18 protein-coding genes are annotated in these 18,390 nt (G+C 63.8%); 16 read left to right on the top strand and 2 right to left on the bottom strand.

Annotated elements, in window-relative coordinates; genetic code table 11:
* Positions 1–38 precede the first annotated feature (38 nt).
* From AB5Y47_RS17690 to AB5Y47_RS17660, 7 genes are all read left to right on the top strand, one after another.
* Complete coding sequence (locus tag AB5Y47_RS17690; RefSeq protein WP_233265265.1) at positions 39–1,394, top strand: CmpA/NrtA family ABC transporter substrate-binding protein; 1,356 nt, start codon at positions 39–41, stop codon at positions 1,392–1,394.
* Positions 1,395–1,408: 14 nt separating this feature from the next.
* Entirely contained in the window at positions 1,409–2,368 is a 960-nt protein-coding gene (locus AB5Y47_RS17685; RefSeq protein ID WP_045525809.1) for an ABC transporter permease, read from the top strand.
* Positions 2,369–2,399: 31 nt separating this feature from the next.
* The gene (locus AB5Y47_RS17680) at positions 2,400–3,221 is read left to right on the top strand and encodes an ABC transporter ATP-binding protein (RefSeq protein WP_010675449.1); all 822 of its coding nucleotides are present in this window, start codon (positions 2,400–2,402) and stop codon (positions 3,219–3,221) included.
* Between the two features lie 26 nt (positions 3,222–3,247).
* Positions 3,248–5,830: a nitrite reductase large subunit NirB gene (nirB, locus tag AB5Y47_RS17675; protein WP_368220436.1), complete on the top strand. Its 2,583-nt coding sequence runs from the start codon at positions 3,248–3,250 to the stop codon at positions 5,828–5,830.
* Between the two features lie 47 nt (positions 5,831–5,877).
* The gene (gene nirD, locus AB5Y47_RS17670; RefSeq protein WP_042865446.1) at positions 5,878–6,237 is read left to right on the top strand and encodes a nitrite reductase small subunit NirD; all 360 of its coding nucleotides are present in this window, start codon (positions 5,878–5,880) and stop codon (positions 6,235–6,237) included.
* A 144-nt stretch (positions 6,238–6,381) separates the two neighbouring features.
* Positions 6,382–7,473: a PfkB family carbohydrate kinase gene (locus AB5Y47_RS17665; protein ID WP_042014421.1), complete on the top strand. Its 1,092-nt coding sequence runs from the start codon at positions 6,382–6,384 to the stop codon at positions 7,471–7,473.
* Positions 7,467–8,375: a pseudouridine-5'-phosphate glycosidase gene (locus tag AB5Y47_RS17660; protein ID WP_045525736.1), complete on the top strand. Its 909-nt coding sequence runs from the start codon at positions 7,467–7,469 to the stop codon at positions 8,373–8,375. The genes AB5Y47_RS17665 and AB5Y47_RS17660 overlap by 7 nt, the downstream gene beginning before the upstream one ends.
* 181 nt (positions 8,376–8,556) lie before the next feature.
* Here the strand turns inward: AB5Y47_RS17660 and AB5Y47_RS17655 are convergent, their stop codons facing one another.
* Positions 8,557–9,282: a carbonic anhydrase gene (locus AB5Y47_RS17655; RefSeq protein ID WP_045525738.1), complete on the bottom strand. Its 726-nt coding sequence runs from the start codon at positions 9,280–9,282 to the stop codon at positions 8,557–8,559.
* 642 nt (positions 9,283–9,924) lie between these two features.
* On the opposite strand from AB5Y47_RS17655, the gene AB5Y47_RS17650 reads away from it, so the two are divergent.
* Both AB5Y47_RS17650 and AB5Y47_RS17645 read left to right on the top strand, forming a co-directional pair.
* Entirely contained in the window at positions 9,925–10,680 is a 756-nt protein-coding gene (locus AB5Y47_RS17650) for a DNA/RNA non-specific endonuclease (protein ID WP_010675443.1), read from the top strand.
* Between the two features lie 208 nt (positions 10,681–10,888).
* A complete protein-coding gene (locus AB5Y47_RS17645; protein ID WP_029314779.1) occupies positions 10,889–11,236 on the top strand; it encodes a DUF2541 family protein in 348 nt (115 codons plus the stop codon).
* Positions 11,237–11,267: 31 nt separating this feature from the next.
* Here AB5Y47_RS17645 and mog read toward each other — a convergent pair whose 3' ends face one another.
* Positions 11,268–11,798, bottom strand: a complete 531-nt coding sequence (gene mog, locus AB5Y47_RS17640; protein WP_041212474.1) for a molybdopterin adenylyltransferase — start codon at positions 11,796–11,798, stop codon at positions 11,268–11,270.
* A 407-nt stretch (positions 11,799–12,205) separates the two neighbouring features.
* On the opposite strand from mog, the gene AB5Y47_RS17635 reads away from it, so the two are divergent.
* The 7 genes from AB5Y47_RS17635 (at position 12,206) to proX (ending at position 18,366) form a co-directional block, all read left to right on the top strand.
* Entirely contained in the window at positions 12,206–12,544 is a 339-nt protein-coding gene (locus AB5Y47_RS17635; RefSeq protein ID WP_010675440.1) for a DUF3135 domain-containing protein, read from the top strand.
* Between the two features lie 232 nt (positions 12,545–12,776).
* A complete protein-coding gene (locus AB5Y47_RS17630) occupies positions 12,777–13,574 on the top strand; it encodes a threonine/serine exporter ThrE family protein (protein ID WP_042014428.1) in 798 nt (265 codons plus the stop codon).
* Positions 13,571–14,038: a threonine/serine exporter family protein gene (locus AB5Y47_RS17625; protein WP_010675437.1), complete on the top strand. Its 468-nt coding sequence runs from the start codon at positions 13,571–13,573 to the stop codon at positions 14,036–14,038. The genes AB5Y47_RS17630 and AB5Y47_RS17625 overlap by 4 nt, the downstream gene beginning before the upstream one ends.
* A gap of 23 nt (positions 14,039–14,061) precedes the next feature.
* Positions 14,062–14,553 carry a type 3 dihydrofolate reductase gene (gene folA, locus AB5Y47_RS17620; RefSeq protein ID WP_045525742.1) on the top strand — a complete coding sequence of 164 codons (492 nt, stop codon included), beginning with the start codon at positions 14,062–14,064 and terminating at the stop codon, positions 14,551–14,553.
* Between the two features lie 473 nt (positions 14,554–15,026).
* Complete coding sequence (proV, locus tag AB5Y47_RS17615) at positions 15,027–16,223, top strand: glycine betaine/L-proline ABC transporter ATP-binding protein ProV (protein WP_010675435.1); 1,197 nt, start codon at positions 15,027–15,029, stop codon at positions 16,221–16,223.
* The gene (proW, locus tag AB5Y47_RS17610) at positions 16,220–17,368 is read left to right on the top strand and encodes a glycine betaine/L-proline ABC transporter permease ProW (RefSeq protein WP_045525744.1); all 1,149 of its coding nucleotides are present in this window, start codon (positions 16,220–16,222) and stop codon (positions 17,366–17,368) included. Before proV ends, proW begins: the two co-directional genes overlap by 4 nt.
* Positions 17,365–18,366 carry a glycine betaine/L-proline ABC transporter substrate-binding protein ProX gene (gene proX / locus AB5Y47_RS17605; protein WP_368220435.1) on the top strand — a complete coding sequence of 334 codons (1,002 nt, stop codon included), beginning with the start codon at positions 17,365–17,367 and terminating at the stop codon, positions 18,364–18,366. Before proW ends, proX begins: the two co-directional genes overlap by 4 nt.
* The last annotated feature ends 24 nt before the right edge of the window (positions 18,367–18,390 follow it).

The raw sequence follows: 18,390 nt of genomic DNA, 5'->3' as shown, positions 1-18,390 counted from the left end.
CGCCATGGCCCTGACCCGGAACCGAGGGAGGAGATGCAATGAACGGACGACAAGGATGTGCGGGGATGCTGCTGGCGGCGCTGTCGCTGCCGGCGCTGGCGCTGGGGGCACCGGAGCAGGAGGAGCTCAGGCTCGGCTTCATCAAGCTGACCGACATGGCGCCGCTGGCGGTGGCCTACGAGCGGGGCTATTTCGAGGATGAGGGACTCTACGTCACCCTCGAAGCCCAGGCGAACTGGAAGATATTGCTGGACAGGGTGATAGACGGCGAGCTGGACGGTGCCCAGATGCTGGCGGGCCAGCCCCTGGCGGCCCACATCGGCATCGGCACCCAGGCCGAGCTGGTGACGGCCTTTGCCATGGATCTCAACGGCAACGCCATCACGGTGGCCAACAGCGTCTGGGCCGCCATGGTGCCCCAGTTGCCCAGGCCGCAGGCGGGCAAGGTGCCGCCCCCGGTGAGCGCCGCCGCCCTCAAGCCCGTGGTGGCGGAGTATCGCCAGGGGGGCAAGCCCTTCAACATGGGGATGGTCTTCCCCGTCTCCCCCCACAACTACGAGCTGAGGTACTGGCTGGCGGCAGGCGGCCTGCACCCCGGTTTCTATGCACCCCGACTCGGCGACAACTCGGGCCAGCGCCAGGCGGACGTGCTGCTGTCGGTGACGCCGCCCCCCCAGATGCCCGCCACCCTGGAGGCGGGGACCATCGCCGGCTACAGCGTGGGGGAGCCCTGGAACCAGCAGGCGGTCGCCAGGGGCATAGGGGTGCCCGTCATCACGGATAACGAGATCTGGCGCAACAACCCGGAGAAGGTGTTCGGCGTCACCCGGCAGTGGGCCGAGCGTCACCCCAACACCCATGTGCGGCTGGTGAAGGCGCTGCTGCGGGCGGCCTGGTGGCTGGATGCAGACGACAACGGCAACCGGCGCGCGGCGGCCAAGCTGCTGGCCAAACCCGAGTACGTGGGGGCGGACGAGCAGGTGATCGCGAACTCCATGACGGGCACCTTCGAGTACGCCAGGGGAGACAAGCGTCAGGTGCCGGATTTCAACGTCTTCTTCCGCCACCACGCCACCTATCCCTACTACTCCGACGCCATCTGGTACCTGACCCAGATGCGGCGCTGGGGCCAGATCCCCGAAGCCAGACCGGACGCCTGGTTCGAGCAGGTGGCCAAGGCCGTCTATCAACCAGATGTCTATCGCCAGGCCGCCGAGGCGCTGATCGCCGAGGGCAAGCTCAAGGCCAGTGACTTCCCGGACTTTGCCAGCGAGCAGGGCTATCGCGGCCCCCAGGATGGCTTCATCGACGGCCTCATCTACGACGGCCGCCACCCCAACGCCTACCTGCAACAGTTCGCCATCGGCCTCAAGGGCGATGAGCGGGTGCAATGAGCAAGGAGATCCCGATGAAACGACACACATGGCCCCTCATCCATTTAAAAGCCATCAACTGGAAAATCATGGTGCAGCCCCTGCTCGGCGTGCTGCTCTTCCTCGGCCTCTGGCAGTGGGGGGCGAGCCAGGTGCAGACCAGTCTGGGCACCCTGCCGGGGCCGCTCGCCACCGCCAGCCAGCTCTGGTCCCTCGGGCAGGAGCATCTGCAGGAGCGGGAGAAGGCGGCGGCCTTCCTCGAACGCCAGCAGGTGCGCAACGCCGAGCGACTGGCGGCGGATCCGGCGGCCGAGGTGAAGCTGCGTCCCTACACAGGACGTCCCACCTTCTTCGATCAGATAGCCACCAGCCTGCTCACCGTGCTGTGCGGCTTCGCGCTGGCGACCCTGATCGCCATTCCGTGCGGGGTGCTGCTCGGCATGAATCAGGGGCTCTATCGCGCCGCCAACCCGGTGATCCAGCTGCTCAAGCCGGTGTCGCCGCTGGCCTGGCTACCCCTCATCACGCTAGTGGTGAGCGCTCTGTATGCAAACCCCACCCCCTGGCTTGCCAAGTCCTTCCTCACCTCGGCCCTGACGGTGACCCTCTGCTCCCTCTGGCCGACCCTGATCAACACGGCGGTGGGGGTGGCGGGGCTGGATGGGGATCTGCACAACGTCAGCCGGGTGCTGCGCCTCTCTTTTGTGACCCATGTGCGGCGCATCGTGCTGCCCGGGGCCCTGCCCATGATCTTCACCGGGCTGCGGCTCTCCCTGGGGGTGGCCTGGATGGTGCTGATCGCGGCGGAGATGCTGGCCCAGAACCCGGGGCTCGGCAAGTTCGTGTGGGACGAGTTCCAGAGCGGCGGCTCTGCGTCTCTGGCCCGCATCATGGTGGCGGTGATCACCATAGGCCTCATCGGCTGCGCCCTGGACAGGGGCATGCTGGCCCTGCAGCAGTGGTTGTCCTGGGACAAGCGCCAGGTGCTGCGTTAATCACATTTCTATTCAGGCAGGAGAAGAGCCAATGAAGAGTTATCTGGAGATAAGCGACGTCGGCATCTCGTTCGAGACGGAGCAGGGCAGCTTCGAGGCCTTGAGCCGGGTCAACCTGCGCATCGAGAAGGGGGAGTTTGTCTCCCTCATCGGTCACTCGGGCTGCGGCAAGAGCACCGTCCTCAACCTGGTGGCCGGGCTGCTGGAGCCGACCCTGGGGGGCATCATTCTCGATGGTCGCGAGGTGGCGGGCCCGGGGCCCGAGCGGGCCATGGTGTTCCAGAACCACGCCCTGCTGCCCTGGCTCAGCGTCCAGCAGAACGTGGCGCTGGCGGTGGCCCAGGTGGAGTCTGACAAGCGGGCGGTGGCGGAGCGGGTGGACTACTACCTCTCCCTGGTGCAGATGGATCACGCCAGCCAGAAGATGCCCCACGAGCTGTCGGGGGGGATGAAGCAGCGGGTCGGCATCGCCCGCGCCCTCTCGCTCTCCCCCAAGGTGCTGCTGATGGATGAACCGTTCGGCGCCCTCGATGCCCTGACCCGGGCCCATTTGCAGGATGCCCTGATGGCGATCCAGGCGGAGCTTGGCAACACCGTCATCATGATCACCCACGACGTGGACGAGGCGGTGCTGCTCTCCGATCGCATCGTCATGATGACCAATGGCCCCAGCGCCACCGTCGGGGAGATCCTGACCGTGGACCTGCCAAGGCCCAGAGACAGGGTCGCCCTGGCGGACGATCCCCACTACCACAAGCTGCGCCAGCAGGTGCTGCGCTTCCTCTACGAGAAGCAGCGCAAGGTGACCCCCCTCAAGGCAGCCGGGCAGGTGCGCAGCAAGCTGCGCGCCTGAGCCCGCCGGATTCAAGGAAGAGAGACATGACTGACAAAGAGCAACAGTGGGTGGCAGAGGACGGCATGGACCTGCTCGGTCGCCAGAACAGTGGTTCCGCCGACACGGCCGAAAAGCAACGGCTGCTGGTGGTGGGCAACGGCATGGTGGGTCATCACTTCGTCGAGCAGCTGGTGGCGGCGGGCGGCCTCGAGCGGTTCGACGTGACGGTGTTTGGCGCCGAGCCTGACGCCGCCTACGACAGGGTGCACCTCTCCGAGGTATTCGGCGGCAAGGCGCCCCAGGCCCTGCGCATGGCGGATCCTGCCTGGTATGAGGAGAGCGGCATTGCGCTGCGGCTGGGGGCCGAGGTGGAGGTGCTCGACCGGGCCACCTGCACCCTGACGCTGGCCAACGGCGAGCAGTTCCCTTACGACCGTCTGGTGCTGGCGACCGGCTCGGTCCCCTTCGTGCCCCCCATCCCCGGTCATCAGCGGGAGGGCTGCTTCGTCTACCGTACCCTGGGGGATCTTGCCGCCATCCGCGATGCCTGCGCCCAGGCCCGCAGCGGCGTGGTCATCGGCGGCGGCCTGCTCGGGCTGGAGGCGGCCAACGCCCTGCGCCTGCTCGGGCTCAAGACCCAGGTGGTGGAGTTCGCCCCCAGGCTGATGCCGGTGCAGCTCGACGAGAGCGGCGGCGCCGTGCTGCGGGACAAGATCCAGGCCCTCGGGGTCGAGGTGCTGGTGGAGAAAGCCACCGAGTGCATCGAGCAGGGGGAGCAGGCCCGTCATCGCCTGCGTTTCAAGGACGGTTCCCACATTGAGACCGACGTGCTGCTGTTCTCCGCCGGTATTCGACCCGCCGACACCCTGGCCCGGCAATCCGGGCTGGAGGTCGGGGAGCGCGGCGGCATCTGCATCGACGACGGCTGCCACAGTTCGGATCCCGCCATCCTCGCCATCGGCGAGTGCGCGCTCTGGCAGGGGCGCATCTTCGGCCTGGTGGCCCCCGGCTACCAGATGGCCCGGGCCGCCGTGGCCAGTCTGTGCGGCGGCGAGACCCGCTTTATCGGGGCCGACATGTCCACCAAGCTCAAGCTGATGGGGGTGGACGTGGGCTCCATCGGCGATGCCCACGCCAGCACCGTCGGTGCCCAGGAGCTGCTGCTGCTGGACAGGGTCAACGGCATCTACAAGAAGCTGGTGACCGACGGCGAGGGCAATCGCCTGCTCGGCGCCATCCTGGTGGGGGACGGGGCCGATTACGAGCGACTGCTGCAGTACTACCAGAACGGGGTGGCGTTGCCCCAGCCACCGCTCTCCCTGCTGGTGGGGGAGGTCGGGGCCGCTCCCGCGCCCCTGGTGCTGCCGGACAGCGCCATCCTCTGCTCCTGCCACAACGTGAGCAAAGGGGACGTGGTGGCCGCCGTTCGGGCGGGCAATCACGAGCTCTCGGCGGTGAAGAGCTGCACCAAGGCCGGCACCGGCTGCGGCGGTTGCAGCAACCTGCTCAAGCAGGTGGTGGATCAGACCCTGGCGGACCTTGGCGTCGAGGCGGACAAGGGGTTGTGCGAGCACTTCGCCTACGGCCGTCAGGAGCTCTATCACCTGGCCCGGGTGGGCGAGCTGAAGAGCTTCGAGGCGCTGCGGGACAAGCATGGCCAGGGGCTGGGGTGCGACATCTGCAAGCCGACGGTGGCCTCCATCCTGGCGTCCCTCTGGAACGAGCACGTGCTGGAAAAGCCCCACCGCGCGTTGCAGGATACCAACGACGCCTTCCTTGCGAACCTGCAAAAGGACGGCACCTATTCGGTGGTGCCGCGCATCCCGGGGGGGGAGATCACCCCGGAGGGGCTCATCACCATCGGCGAGGTGGCGCGCAAGTACGGCCTCTACACCAAGATCACCGGCGGCCAGCGCATCGATCTCTTCGGCGCCCGGGTCGACCAGCTGCCCGCCATCTGGGGCGAGCTGGTGGCGGCGGGCTTCGAGACCGGTCAGGCCTACGGCAAGTCGGTGCGCACCGTGAAGTCCTGCGTGGGTTCCACCTGGTGTCGTTACGGGGTGCAGGACTCCATGACCCTGACCCAGACCCTGGAGCACCGCTACAAGGGGCTGCGGGCGCCACACAAGCTGAAGTTTGCGGTCTCCGGCTGCACCCGGGAGTGCGCCGAGGCCCAGAGCAAGGACATCGGCGTCATCGCCACCGAGCGGGGATGGAACCTCTATGTGTGTGGCAACGGCGGCATGCGGCCGCGCCACGCGGACCTCTTTGCCACGGATCTCGACGAGCAGACCCTGATCCGCTACATCGACCGGCTGCTGATGTTCTATGTGCGCACCGGGGACAGGCTGCAACGCACCTCGGTCTGGATGGAGAACATGGAAGGGGGGCTCGACTATCTCAGGTCGGTGATCATCGAGGACAGGCTCGGCATCGGTGCCGAGCTGGAGGCCATGATGGAGGGGATAGTCGGCACCTGGCAGTGCGAGTGGAAGAGCACATTGGCGGATCCGGACAAGCTCAAGCTGTTCGAGGCCTTCGTCAACCGGCCCGAGGACGAGACGCCGCCGCGCCGTGAGGAGCGGCGGCAATGGGTGCCGGATATCGCTGTCAAGGAAGTGGTATGAGCGGGGGCAACGGGTTGCACGCCCGCCATCAATATCAAGGAGGTGGTATGAAGGATTTCAAGGAGGACACAGCGCACCTTGAGCATGGGCAGTGGCACCGGGTGTGCGAGCTGGCGGCGCTGCCGGAGCAGGCCGGGCGCAGCGCCTGGCTGGAGGGGCGGGTGCTGGCGCTGTTTCGCCTCGGGGAGCATGTCTATGCCCTGGACGGGGTGGACCCCCTGGCCGGCGTCGCCGTGCTGGGGCGTGGCCTGGTGGGGGATGCCGGTGGGGAGCCCGTGGTGGCCTCGCCGCTGTACAAGCAGCGCTACGCCCTGATGGACGGTCGCTGTCTGGACGATCCTGCCCTGAGCGTCGCCTGCTGGCCGGTGCGGCTGGAGGGGAGCGAGGTCTGGGTACAGCTGGGGTGAGTGGCCCATATGAAAACCATGTTGTGATCGCCGGGCACTGCCCGGTGATTTTTTGTGCGCGACCCGACATTTCTTGTACGAGAGGATGGCGGGAAAACGTTTTTCGGAAATAATAGACAAACGTTTGCAACTGGATGTTTGTCTATGACGGAACGTGAGCAAGAGATCCTCGCCCTGCTGCGCCAGGATCCCATGATTGCCCAGCAGGAGCTGGCGGACAGGCTCGGCATCAGCCGCTCCGCGCTGGCAAGCCACATCTCCAGCCTGATGCGCCAGGGCTATGTGCAGGGGCGCGGCTATGTGCTGCGCGAAGGCCCCTACGCCGTGGTGATCGGCGGCGCCAACATGGATATCTGTGGCTGCAGCCACGACAACCTGCGCATCGGGGATTCCAACCCGGGCCGGGTACGCACCTCCGCCGGCGGGGTAGGGCGCAACATCGCTGAGAACCTGGCGCGCCTTGGCACCGACACCCGGCTGCTGACCGCGGTGGGCAACGATCAGTACGGCCACCACCTGCTGGAGGTGAGCCAGCGCGCCGGGGTCGATGTGCGCCAGGTGCTGGTACTGGAGGGTCAGTCGACCTCCTGCTACCTCAGCCTGCACGATGGCAGCGGCGAGATGAGCTGCGCCGTCAACGACATGGGGATCATCGAGCAGCTCACCCCGGCCCGGCTCACCCCCCTGAGCGGTTTTCTCGGTGCGGCCCGGCTCTGGGTGCTCGACACCAACCTCGCCACCCACACCCTGGACTGGCTGTTCGAGCGCCAGGGGGAGCACATCATCTTCGTGGACACCGTGTCGGTGGCCAAGGTGGAGAAGATCCGCCCCTGGCTGCACCGCATCCACACCCTCAAACCCAATCGCACCGAGGCGGAGCAGCTGTGCGGCTTCACCATCGGCGGGCCCGACACCTGGCCCATGGCGGCGGCCTGGTTCCACCGCGCCGGGGTGCAGCGACTCTTCCTGAGCCTGGGCGATCAGGGGATCTTCTATAGCGACGGGGCCTGCCAGGGCCATCTGCCCGTGCTCGGCAGCCCGGTCGTCAACGTGACCGGCGGCGGCGATGCCTTCATGGCAGGGCTGGCCCACGCCTGGTTGCAGGAGCAGGGCATCATGGAGACAACCCGGTTCGCCCTCGGTTGCGCCGCCCTCACCGTCAATTGTTCCGATACCGTCTTTTCCGGCCTATCCAAGGCCGCCGTTGAACGCATGCTGGAGGAGTACCCATGTTGAACGCTTACCTCGATATCCAACCTGAAGTTGCCGCCGCGCTGGCCGCCGGCAAGCCGGTGGTGGCCCTGGAGTCCACCATCATCTCCCACGGCATGCCCTATCCGCAGAACGTGGAGACGGCGCGCCAGGTCGAGCAGGTGGTGCGGGACAACGGCGCCGTGCCGGCCACCATCGCCATCATCGATGGCCGCCTCAAGGTGGGTCTGGATGAGGGGGCGCTGGAGGCGCTGGGCCGGGCCGGTCATGCCGCCACCAAGTGCAGCCGCCGCGACATTCCCTTCGTGCTGGCCAACAAGGGGTTGGGGGCGACCACGGTAGCCTCCACCATGATAGTGGCCGCCATGGCCGGGATCCGGGTGTTCGCCACCGGCGGCATCGGCGGCGTGCACCGCGGTGCCCAGGAGACCTTCGACATTTCGGCCGACCTGCAGGAATTTGCCCAGACCCCGGTGGCCGTGGTCTGCGCTGGCGCCAAGTCGATCCTCGACATCGGTCTGACCCTGGAGTACCTGGAGACCCAGGGGGTGCCGGTGATCGGCTACCAGACCGAGGAGCTGCCCGCCTTCTACACCCGGGAGAGCGGCTTCAAGGTGGATTACCGCCTGGAGAGCCCGGCGGCCATCGCCGAGGCGCTGCGTCTGAAGTGGGAGCTGGGGCTGGCCGGGGGCGCCGTGGTGGCCAACCCGATCCCGACCCAGTTTGCCATGCCCAAGGCCGACATCGACGCCGCCATTGCCCAGGCACTGCGTGAGGCGGACGAGCAGGGGGTCAAGGGCAAGGAGTCCACCCCCTTCCTGCTGGCCCGGGTGTGCGAGCTGACCGGTGGCAACTCCCTGGCGGCCAATATCCAGTTGGTGCTGAACAACGCCGCGCTGGGGGCGCGCATCGCTGCCAGCCTGTGATCGGTCGTCCGGGTGTGCGAGCTGACCGGTGGCAACTCCCTGACAGTTAATAGCCAGCGGGTGCTGAGCAACACAGCCCTGGGGGCAAAGATTGCCGCCAGCCTGTAAACACCTTTGCGAAAGATGCAAAAGAGGGCCAACAGGCCCTCTTTTTATTGCGCGAATCGGTGAGATAACCCCCTTATTCCAGCACCAGTCGCCCGTTGAGAGGCTGGACGGGGCGGTTGTTGGGGTGGTGCATCACCGCCTTGAAGGCATCGATCTGGGCCTGGCTGGCCTGGACCGGCTCCTTCATCACCAGCCAGCGCACTCCTTCCGAGCAGGGTGGGGTGGTCAGGGACCCGCTGAAGCGGTAGTAGTCGTGCTGGGCGGGCAGCAGTTGCTCTGCCGAGATGGGTTCCTTGAAGGCATGGATCTCCCCCGCCTTGGCTGGCAGCACCTGCCAGGCCTGGCTCAGGGCCCCATTGGCCTGGCCCGGCTCGAACATCACGGCGACCACCGCCAGCTCCCCCTTGTCATTGGCATGGACCAGGTGACCTTCCAGGGGGTAGGACTTGCCCTCGATGAGGTTTTCGCTGGGGGCGTGGAAGTGGAACTGCTTGAGTTCGAAGTGCATGCCGTCGAGCTCAAGGGTGCTGCCGGGGGCATAGTGGACCTGCACCGTGTGGCCGTTGTTGACCAGCGTCTTGCCACCCGCCTGATAGTGGAACTGCAGGGGGGCCAGATCGGCCTTCACCAGACCCGAGAGGTTGACCGGCGACTGGTTGCTGCCGGCACACTGGCCATATTCCGGGGTCAGGCTGGCCCATTTAGCCGGGCCGGCCTCGCCGCTGTATTCCCAGTGTGTGGTGGCGGCAAAGGCGGCAGGGCAGAGCAGCAGGGCGCCAGCCAGCAGGGACTTTTTCATCATGCATCCTTATCCTGATTGAAAAGCACGACCATTCCTGGCCTTCCGGCAGGAAGGCCAGGAATGGCATCGTTGGAAACGCAGGGTACGCGGTGCCAGACCGGATTAATTGTTATGAAAGGTCTGTCGTCATCGTTATTTGAAGCGTGGCATGAGGCGGCGCCATGATGTATTCCGGCAACGGGGCACGCTTATTCATGAAGGAGAAATCCTGCGGGCATTTTCGCAATGAACGGCCCCTTTCATGGCGCCCCAAATAGATGACGGGCTGATTCTAGAGGGCTTTTCATGGCTCCGTTTGATCTCGAGCAAACAAGCGCGGACTAATTATCGGGCTTGAGGATCCCTTATTTCGTTGGGATTTTTTCGATATTCCCTGACCCGGCCAGGGGCGTGCGTGGCGGGAGCCGGGCGCTGCGCTGACAGAGTGCCTCGGTGTTGACCCCTTATCTCTCTGATAGTGCTGGAGAAATTCCCCCCTCAGCACAGTGACGGCGGGATGACAATCCCCCGGTTGGCGGCGCCTTGTTTGCGGTTTTGCCGTCCTCTTCACATTTCCGGATTGCTCGCTATTTGTGCGATTGCCTTACTCATCCGACCTGGTGTCAAATCACTCCGCCTAACACAAGGAGTTGCATAATAATGAATAATATCAATAAATTAGTTCTGGCTATCGGATTCACTCTCACCACCTTCCCGAGCCTGGCGGCGGGATTCCAGTGCGGGGAGCACGTCACCCTGGGGGTACCCGGTCAATCCAGTCAGCTGTTGTGCCGGGAGGGCTATGCCGCCGGGTACAACTACGACACCAAGGTCTCTGACTGGGTCTCTTACCGGATGACGGCCGCCAGCGCCCAGGGCCAGGTGCCGCGCAAGGATGCCTTCGCCGAGGACAAGGAGGTGCCGGTGCAGTTTCGCGCCACCCTGTCGGACTACAAGGGCTCGGGCTATGACCGCGGCCACCAGGCGCCGGCGGCGGACATGCGCTCCACCGCCAACACCATGAAGCAGAGCTTCCTGCTGACCAACATGACCCCGCAACTGCCGGCGCTCAACCAGGGGGCCTGGCGCATCCTGGAGGAGAAGACCCGGCAGTGGGCCATCACCTACAAGAGCGTGCAGGTGATCACCGGCCCCATCTTCACCCACTCCGATGGCGCCATCGGCAACGGCGTGACCGTGCCCCACGCCTACTACCGGGTGGTGATGGATCTGGCGGGCAAGCGGGCCATCGCCTTCATCCTGCCGCAAGAGAACGTCTCGGCCAGTCGGCTGGCGGACTATGTGGTGACGGTGGATGAGGTGGAGGAGCAGACCGGGCTCGACTTCTTCACCGAGCTGCCGGATGAGCAGGAAGAGGCCATGGAGTCGCGGCTGTCGGCCATGTGGGGCGGTTAGCGCGTCCGGCAGGGGTAACGGGGGCCCAGGCCCCCGTTACCCACACGGGCCTCCGGCCATTGTCATGGCCCCTGGTACAGGGCCAGTACAGCTTGGGTCTGGCATCGGGCCCTTATCATGACTCCTTTTTTCAGGAGGCATCATGTCAGCGCTGTTTTCCCTTCACTCCTCGTCCACTCTTGCCCGCGCGTTGCGCATCTGCGTACCCATGGCGCTGCTGGGGGCTGCTGTTCCCCCGGCCATGGCCGACGAGGATATCCGCTTGGGGCAGACCATTCTGCTCGGGGTCGGCGATCATCCCGCCATCATTCCCATGCTCGCCTGCCGGCCGACCAAATCCATCATGGTCAAGGCAGGGCGGGAGTTGACCCTGGAGCGGGTCAAGGTGTTCTACGGCAACGATCGCAGCAAGACCCTCTATTTCGACAAGGTGTTGAGAGAGGATCAGGAGTCGGGGTGGCAATCACTCGGCAGCCGGCTCTGCATCAAGCGCATCGAGGTGTACGGCAATTCGGAAGGGAGCAGGGCAGGGGTCAAGGTGTATGGGCGCAAATGAGCAAAGGGCGGGGGAAATCCCCACCCAGTGCTTATTTCTTCGGGCGGAACGGCTTGATGATGGCCTCGTCGCACTCGAGATAGGGCCCTTCCATCAGGTCGATGCAGTAGGGAATGGCGGGGAAGACAGCATCCAGGCACTCGCGGATCGATTTGGGCTTGCCCGGCAGGTTGACGATGAGCGAGCTGCCGCGCAGGCCGGCGGTCTGGCGCGACAGGATGGCGGTCGGCACGAACTTGAGGGACTCGGCCCGCATCAGCTCGCCAAAGCCCGGCATCATGCGATCGCACACCGCCTCGGTGGCCTCCGGGGTCACATCCCGCCTGGCCGGCCCTGTGCCCCCCGTGGTAACGACAAGGCAGCACTGCTCATCGTCCACCAGCCGAACCAGGGTCGCCTCAATCTGATCCTGCTCGTCGGGGATCACCTGATAGACGGGCTCCCATTCCGAGGTCAGGTAGGCGTTCAGGGTGTCGATGATGGCCTTGCCGGAGAGATCTTCGTAGATGCCTGCACTGGCGCGATCGCTGACGGTGACGATACCGATTCTTGCCTTGCTCATGGTCTGCCCTTGGTTGCCGCAATAAAGTGGTAAATAAAATAACATAATCAGTGAGATATGTTAAACCGCAGGATGAGGCAAGGGGAGGGCGTCGAGCCAGGGAGAGAGTCGAATGAAAAACAATTTTGAGGAAAGTCCCTTAATAAGGCATAAGGCCGAGAAAAATAGTGCTGAAATTTTATAAAAAAACTGACGCAGGCCGGATTCGGTTAATTTCATGAATCATAAGGAATAAATGATTTTTTCCGCCAACAATGCGCAATCCGTGCCAAAAACCGGACTCCTGTGGCTCGGCGGTGAATGGCCCAAAATCGCCCCCATCCTATATAACCTTCCCTAGGGACAGTGAAATAGTGATGTGCCCGGCGTCGTTCCATTCCATGGGCGAGGTCCGGCCAGGAGGGTATATGGAGCTGCCTGATTTCGATACCCTGAAGTACTGGGCGCTGGCCGAGCCGGAGCGACTCGACGCGTTGCTGCACCAGCAGATAGAGACCCTGATCGCCCAGGTGGGACCAGAGCGGCAACGTCGGCTGCGAGGTCTGCAATTTCGCATCGACTGCCAGCGCCGCTTGGCAAGAAACAACCTCGACAGCTGCATCCGGATAGCCAACATGATGCATGACTCCGTCTACGCCATGCGCCAGCACATTCTGGATCTGCAGAACGAATCTTGTCAGGAAATGGCAGAGCCCCCGCTGCCGGATAATGTGATAGCGTTTTCCAGTTATCTGAAACGGAAATAATTCACGGCCCTGTTCAAGATATAAAAAAACAGGGTGTTTATTAATTTGTTTCACCCCTTCTCAAACAAGTTGTTAAGCAAGTTGGGTGAATTGTTTTTTATTTGCTGCAAATATTCCCCGGGCGGCTGAATAACAGTGACCAGTGTCCGCAGTCCGATAGAGATGGATGAAGGTGTATTTATTTTGGGGTAATATCCAGACACATTTCATCTTGCTATGACTCAAAGGGATCATGAGAAGCATCACACCAGGAAGGGTGCTGTCGCGAGAGCAGCAGACGGAGATCACCCGGATCATCGTCAAGGCGGGCCAGATGCTGGCCCAGTTTGGGGCGGAGAGCCGCATCATCGAGCAGACCACGGTCCGCCTGGGCATGGCGCTCGGGCTGGAGAGCGTCGAGATGGCCATCTCTTCCAGCGCCATCGTCCTCACCAGTCTCTACCAGGGCAGTTGCGTCACCACCACCCGCCGGGTGCGGGAGCACGGCATCAACATGCAGGTGGTGTGCGAGATCCAGCGCATCTGCATCATGACGGAGAAGTCGCTTATCGGTGCGCGCGAGGTACGTCAGCGCCTCGAGGCCATCACGCCGTTCCACTATCACCCCTGGCTGGTGGTGCCCATGGTGGGGCTCTCCTGCGGTGCCTTCAGCCTGCTGTTTGGCGGTGACTGGCCCATCTTCCTGGTGACCTGCTGCTCGGCCTCGGTCGCCATGCGGGTGCGCCAGCTCATCGCCCGCCATCACCACAGCCCCCTCATCAACTTTGCCGCCACCGGTTTCATCGCCACCCTGCTTGCCTCCAGCGCCACCTTCTTCGGCTGGGGCGAACAACCCTATCTCGCCATGGCCGCCAGCGTGTTGCTGCTGGTGCCGGGGTTCCCGCTCATCAATGCGGTCTCCGACATGGTGAAGGGTTACTTCAACATGGGGCTGGCCCGCTGGGGCACGGCGACACTGCTGACCATCAGCGCAGCCATAGGGATCATTCTCGCCATGTCGGTGACCGGTATCTGGGGGTGGAAGGTATGATGGAACTGCTCTGGCTGCTGGCCAAGGATGCCTTCTGGTCGGCCATTCCGGCGGTGGGCTTTGCCATGCTGTTCAACGTGCCGCCACGGATGCTCAAATATTGCGCCATGGGGGGCGCGTTGGCCCACAGCCTGCGTACCCTGCTCATCCACTACGGCATGCCCATCGAGTGGGCCACCCTGGCAGCGGCGACCACGGTCGGCTTTGTCTGTGTCTACTGGTCGCGCCGCCTGCTGGCACCACGCCCGGTGTTCAGCGTCGCCTCCATCATTCCCATGATCCCGGGCAGCTATGCGTTCAAGACCATGATCGCCATCGTCGAGCTCAATATCTCCGGGGTGACCATGGAGCTGCTTCAGAGCGCGGTGGAGAACGGCCTCAAGGCGCTCTTTATCGTGGGGGCACTGAGTTTCGGTTTGGCGATCCCCTCTCTGGTCGTGTACCGTAACCGCCCCATTATCTGACGACGGTGCGAGAGGTTGACCCCATGATGATTTCCATGATTGCCGCCATGGCCCACGATCGGGTGATAGGGCTGGACAACCAGATGCCCTGGCACCTGCCGGCGGATCTGGCCCACTTCAAGCGGGTCACCCTGGGCAAGCCGGTGCTGATGGGGCGCAAGACCTTCGAGTCCATCGGGCGACCGCTGCCCGGGCGCCGCAATCTGGTGATCAGCCGCAATCCCGACTACCGGGCCGACGGCGTGGAGGTCATCGACTCGGTGGAGGCCGCACTGGCGCTGCTGGCGGGCAGCGATGTGGCCGAGCTGATGGTGATCGGGGGGGGGCATCTCTACGGCCAGCTACTGCCACGGGCCGACAGGCTCTATCTGACCCGTATCGATCTGGCGGTGGAGGGGGATACCCGTTTCCCGGCCTTCGACGAGAATGACTGGTCGTGCATCGAGCGCGAGTCCCATCACCCCGACGAGAAGAACCCCCATCCCTACTGTTTCGAGACCTGGCAGCGGCGCTGAGCCCTCTGATGCCATGAAGAGCCCCTTGCGACAGCCGGGGGCTTTTTTGTGCCCTGTTGCTGCAAAGAGAAGGGGGCTGAACCGGCATGGTTGAAGGTGCCTGAAGCAATATCCGGAATGCGTGACATTAAAATGATTAGTTATGTAATGAATAAGCCATTCATCGCCCCGATGGGCACCATCCTCCCCACCCTCTCTTTTCGCCTGCTGCTAACGCCTTTTAATCATTAATGAAATATGCTGAAAGTGCATCGATACTGTGGCGGACCTGTCTGTTATAGGCGTTTTTATCGTGATTTAATGGATTTTTATGAATGAAAATAACCAATAAAAATCAATAAGTTAAATTTAACCTCTCTAGGCTGGCTTCAATTGGTTCTTTTATTTGGGTGTGAAATTACTTAGTGTTAAAAGTAATTGGCTCACGTTCGACGGTTTGCCAGGCAAGGCGTCGGCCAAGAAAAAAGGACAATATGACAGTCAAACTCGAGGTCAAATCCCTCTACAAAATCTTCGGCGATCAGCCGGATAAAGCGTTCAAATTGCTGGCGAAAGGGCATGATCGCGCCAGTATCCTGAAAAAGACCGGACAGACCCTGGGGGTCCAGGATGTCAATCTGGCCATCAACGAAGGGGAGATCTTCGTGGTGATGGGCCTCTCCGGTTCGGGCAAGTCCACCCTGGTGCGTCTCTTCAACCGGCTGATCGAGCCGACCCGCGGCCAGGTGCTGATCGATGGCGAGGACATCGCCGCCATCTCGGAGCGCGAGCTGCGCCGGGTGCGCCGCAAGAAGATCAGCATGGTATTCCAGTCCTTCGCCCTGATGCCGCACCTGAGTGTGCTGGAAAATACCGCCTTCGGGCTGGAGCTGGCCGGTGTACCGCTGGCGGAGCGCCAGCAGAGCGCCCGTCAGGCGCTCCATCAGGTGGGGCTGGGACAGTGGATAGAGGCTTATCCGGATGCCCTCTCCGGCGGCATGAAGCAGCGGGTCGGGCTGGCCCGGGCCCTTGCCAATGACCCCGACATTCTGCTGATGGACGAAGCTTTCTCCGCGCTGGATCCCCTGATCCGCACCGAGATGCAGGACGAGCTGCTCAAGCTGCAGGCCAGTCAGCAGCGCACCATCGTCTTCATCTCCCACGATCTGGACGAGGCGATGCGCATCGGCGATCGCATCGCCATCATGCAGGATGGCCAGCTGGTGCAAGTGGGCACCCCTGACGAGATCCTGAACCAGCCCGCCAACGACTATGTGCGCGCCTTCTTTCGCGGGGTGGATCTGGCTCATGTGTTCAGCGCCCGGGACGTGGCCAGCCGCAAGCAGGTGCCCCTCATCAAGAAACACACCACCGACGGGCCGGGCAACGCCCTGCGCCAGCTCAAGGAGCTTGAGCGGGAGTTCGGCTACGTGGTGGATCGCAGCCGTCGTTTCCTCGGGGTCGTCTCGGTGGAGTCGCTCGGTCAGGCGGTCAGGGCCAAAGGCAGCCTGGAGCAGGCGCTGCTGGCGGACATTCAGCCCATTCTGGCGGACACCGCCCTCAATGAACTGATAAGCCAGGTGGCGGCCGCTCCCTGTCAGGTGCCCGTGGTCGAGGAGGATGGCACTTACCTCGGCCTCATCTCCAAGGCCAATCTGCTCAACACCCTGGACAGGAGTACCCCGGCATGAAGCTGATGAATCCCCATTTCTTGCTGAGCGGGCTGCTGGCCCTGGTGCTGCTGGCGAGCCCTTCTCTGCGGGCCGATGAGGTGGCGGCAGACCCCTGGAGCGCGCCTGCGTCCACCGAGGTGTCCGATCCCTGGGGCAGTACCGACACCCTGGCCACCGACTGGCAGAACCAGATCGAAGCCGCCGACACCACAACCGCCATCGACTGGCTGGATCCTTTCCAGCAGGCGCTGGTGCCGCTGGATACCTGGGTGGAAGGGGGCATCGGCTGGCTGGTGGAGAACCTGCGGCCGCTGTTCCAGCTGATCCGCGCACCGGTGGAGCTGACCCTGAACGCCATGACCCATCTGCTGCAGACGGTGCCCTCCACCCTGATGATGGGGCTCCTGGCCCTGCTTGCCTGGCAACTGGTGAACGGCCGCATGGCGCTCGGCACGCTCGTATCTCTTGTGGGGATCGGGCTCATCGGGGCCTGGTCCGATGCCATGGTGACCCTGTCCCTGGTGCTGACCTCGCTGTTCTTCTGTGTGCTGCTGGGGTTGCCCACCGGCATCCTGCTGGCCCGCAGCGAGCGGCTCTCCACCTGGACCCGGCCGCTGCTGGATGCCATGCAGACCACCCCGGCGTTCGTCTACCTCATCCCCATCGTGATGCTGTTTGGCATCGGCAACGTTCCCGGGGTGGTGGTGACCGTCATCTTCGCGCTGCCGCCCATGATCCGGCTCACCATGCTGGGCATTCGCCAGGTGCCTGCGGATCTGGTGGAAGCGGCCCACTCGTTCGGTGCCAGCCCCTCCCAGTTGCTGTTCAAGGTACAGCTGCCGCTCGCCATGCCCACCATCATGGCCGGGGTCAACCAGACCCTGATGCTGGCGCTCTCCATGGTGGTGATCGCCTCCATGATCGCGGTGGGGGGCCTCGGCCAGATGGTGCTGCGCGGCATCGGCCGGCTCGACATGGGGCTCGCCTCCATCGGCGGCCTCGGCATCGTGCTGCTGGCCATCGTGCTCGACCGCCTCACCCAGGCGATGGGGCAACCGGATCGCACCCGTACCGGCCGCTGGTATCAGCACGGCCCCGCCGCCCTGCTGCTGCGCCTGGCCGGTCGTGACAAGAAAATCGATTACAAAGGAGTAAATGCATGAGACAGACCACCAAAGGATTGACCCTGGGCACATTGCTGCTGAGTACCCAACTGCTGAGCCCGCTCGCCATGGCCAGCGCCGAGTTGCCGGGGGAGGGGGTTCGCGTTCAGCCCCTGCAGAGCTCCTTGCCGGAAGAGGCCTTCCAGAGCCTGCTGGTGAGCAAGCTGATGGGGCGTCTGGGTTACGATGTCCAGCCCGCCCAGGAGGTGGACTACAACGTGGCTTATGCCTCGGTGGCCCAGGGAGACGGCACCTTCCTCGCGTTCAACTGGGTGCCGCTGCAGGACAACAAGTACGAGCAGGCGGGAGGCGACAAGGTGTTCTTCCGTGAGGGCACCTATGTGGCCGGTGCCGCCCAGGGGTACCTCATCGACAAGAAGACCGCGACCCAATACGGCATCACCAACCTGGGCCAGCTCAAGGATCCCGAGGTGGCGGCGCTGTTTGACGGGGATGGCGACGGCAAGGCCGACCTCATCGGTTGCAACCCCGGCTGGGGCTGCGAGGGGGCGATCAACCATCACCTCGACGCCTTTGGTCTGACCCCCACGGTGGCCCACAAGCAGGGCAACTACGCGGCGTTGATCGCCGATACCCTGGCTCGCTACCAGGCCGGCAAGCCGGTGCTCTATTACACCTGGACCCCCTACTGGCTCAGCAGCGAACTGGTGCCGGGCAAGGATGTGGTGTGGCTGGAAGTCCCCGCCGACGCCCCGGATGCGGCCAAGACCCGCTTGCCGAACGGCAAGAACTACGGCTTTGCGGTGAACACCATGCACATCGTTGCCAACAAGCGGTTTGCCGAGGCCAATCCGGCCGCCGCCAAGCTCTTCTCCATCGTCAAGCTGCCGCTCAATGACATCAACGTGCAGAACGGCCTGATGAACAAGGGGCAGAACAAGCCGGCGGACGTGGAACGTCATGCCGATGCCTGGCTCAAGGGCCACGAGGCGCTGGTGAACGACTGGCTGAATCAGGCGCGCGCCGCCGCCATGTAATGAGGGGTGGAACGTCGCCCTTTT

This window comes from Aeromonas sp. R7-2 (genome assembly GCF_040908105.1).
In the GTDB taxonomy this organism is placed as follows: Bacteria; Pseudomonadota; Gammaproteobacteria; order Enterobacterales; family Aeromonadaceae; genus Aeromonas; species Aeromonas caviae.
Note: the sequence above shows the minus strand (reverse complement) of the source record. Positions and strands in the feature narration are given on the sequence as shown.

Bases quoted from the DNA above. Each gene is read 5' to 3' on its own strand.
- AB5Y47_RS17645 (WP_029314779.1), top strand. From the start codon at position 10,889: ATGGCGCTGCTGGGGGCTGCTGTTCCCCCGGCCATGGCCGACGAGGAT.
- AB5Y47_RS17690 (WP_233265265.1), top strand. From the start codon at position 39: ATGAACGGACGACAAGGATGTGCGGGGATGCTGCTGGCGGCGCTGTCG.
- AB5Y47_RS17635 (WP_010675440.1), top strand. From the start codon at position 12,206: ATGGAGCTGCCTGATTTCGATACCCTGAAGTACTGGGCGCTGGCCGAG.
- folA (WP_045525742.1), top strand. From the start codon at position 14,062: ATGATGATTTCCATGATTGCCGCCATGGCCCACGATCGGGTGATAGGG.
- AB5Y47_RS17665 (WP_042014421.1), top strand. From the start codon at position 6,382: ATGACGGAACGTGAGCAAGAGATCCTCGCCCTGCTGCGCCAGGATCCC.
- AB5Y47_RS17650 (WP_010675443.1), top strand. From the start codon at position 9,925: ATGAATAATATCAATAAATTAGTTCTGGCTATCGGATTCACTCTCACC.
- proV (WP_010675435.1), top strand. From the start codon at position 15,027: ATGACAGTCAAACTCGAGGTCAAATCCCTCTACAAAATCTTCGGCGAT.
- nirD (WP_042865446.1), top strand. From the start codon at position 5,878: ATGAAGGATTTCAAGGAGGACACAGCGCACCTTGAGCATGGGCAGTGG.
- mog (WP_041212474.1), bottom strand. From the start codon at position 11,798: ATGAGCAAGGCAAGAATCGGTATCGTCACCGTCAGCGATCGCGCCAGT.
- nirB (WP_368220436.1), top strand. From the start codon at position 3,248: ATGACTGACAAAGAGCAACAGTGGGTGGCAGAGGACGGCATGGACCTG.
- proX (WP_368220435.1), top strand. From the start codon at position 17,365: ATGAGACAGACCACCAAAGGATTGACCCTGGGCACATTGCTGCTGAGT.
- AB5Y47_RS17685 (WP_045525809.1), top strand. From the start codon at position 1,409: ATGAAACGACACACATGGCCCCTCATCCATTTAAAAGCCATCAACTGG.
- AB5Y47_RS17625 (WP_010675437.1), top strand. From the start codon at position 13,571: ATGATGGAACTGCTCTGGCTGCTGGCCAAGGATGCCTTCTGGTCGGCC.
- AB5Y47_RS17655 (WP_045525738.1), bottom strand. From the start codon at position 9,282: ATGAAAAAGTCCCTGCTGGCTGGCGCCCTGCTGCTCTGCCCTGCCGCC.
- AB5Y47_RS17680 (WP_010675449.1), top strand. From the start codon at position 2,400: ATGAAGAGTTATCTGGAGATAAGCGACGTCGGCATCTCGTTCGAGACG.
- AB5Y47_RS17660 (WP_045525736.1), top strand. From the start codon at position 7,467: ATGTTGAACGCTTACCTCGATATCCAACCTGAAGTTGCCGCCGCGCTG.
- proW (WP_045525744.1), top strand. From the start codon at position 16,220: ATGAAGCTGATGAATCCCCATTTCTTGCTGAGCGGGCTGCTGGCCCTG.
- AB5Y47_RS17630 (WP_042014428.1), top strand. From the start codon at position 12,777: ATGAGAAGCATCACACCAGGAAGGGTGCTGTCGCGAGAGCAGCAGACG.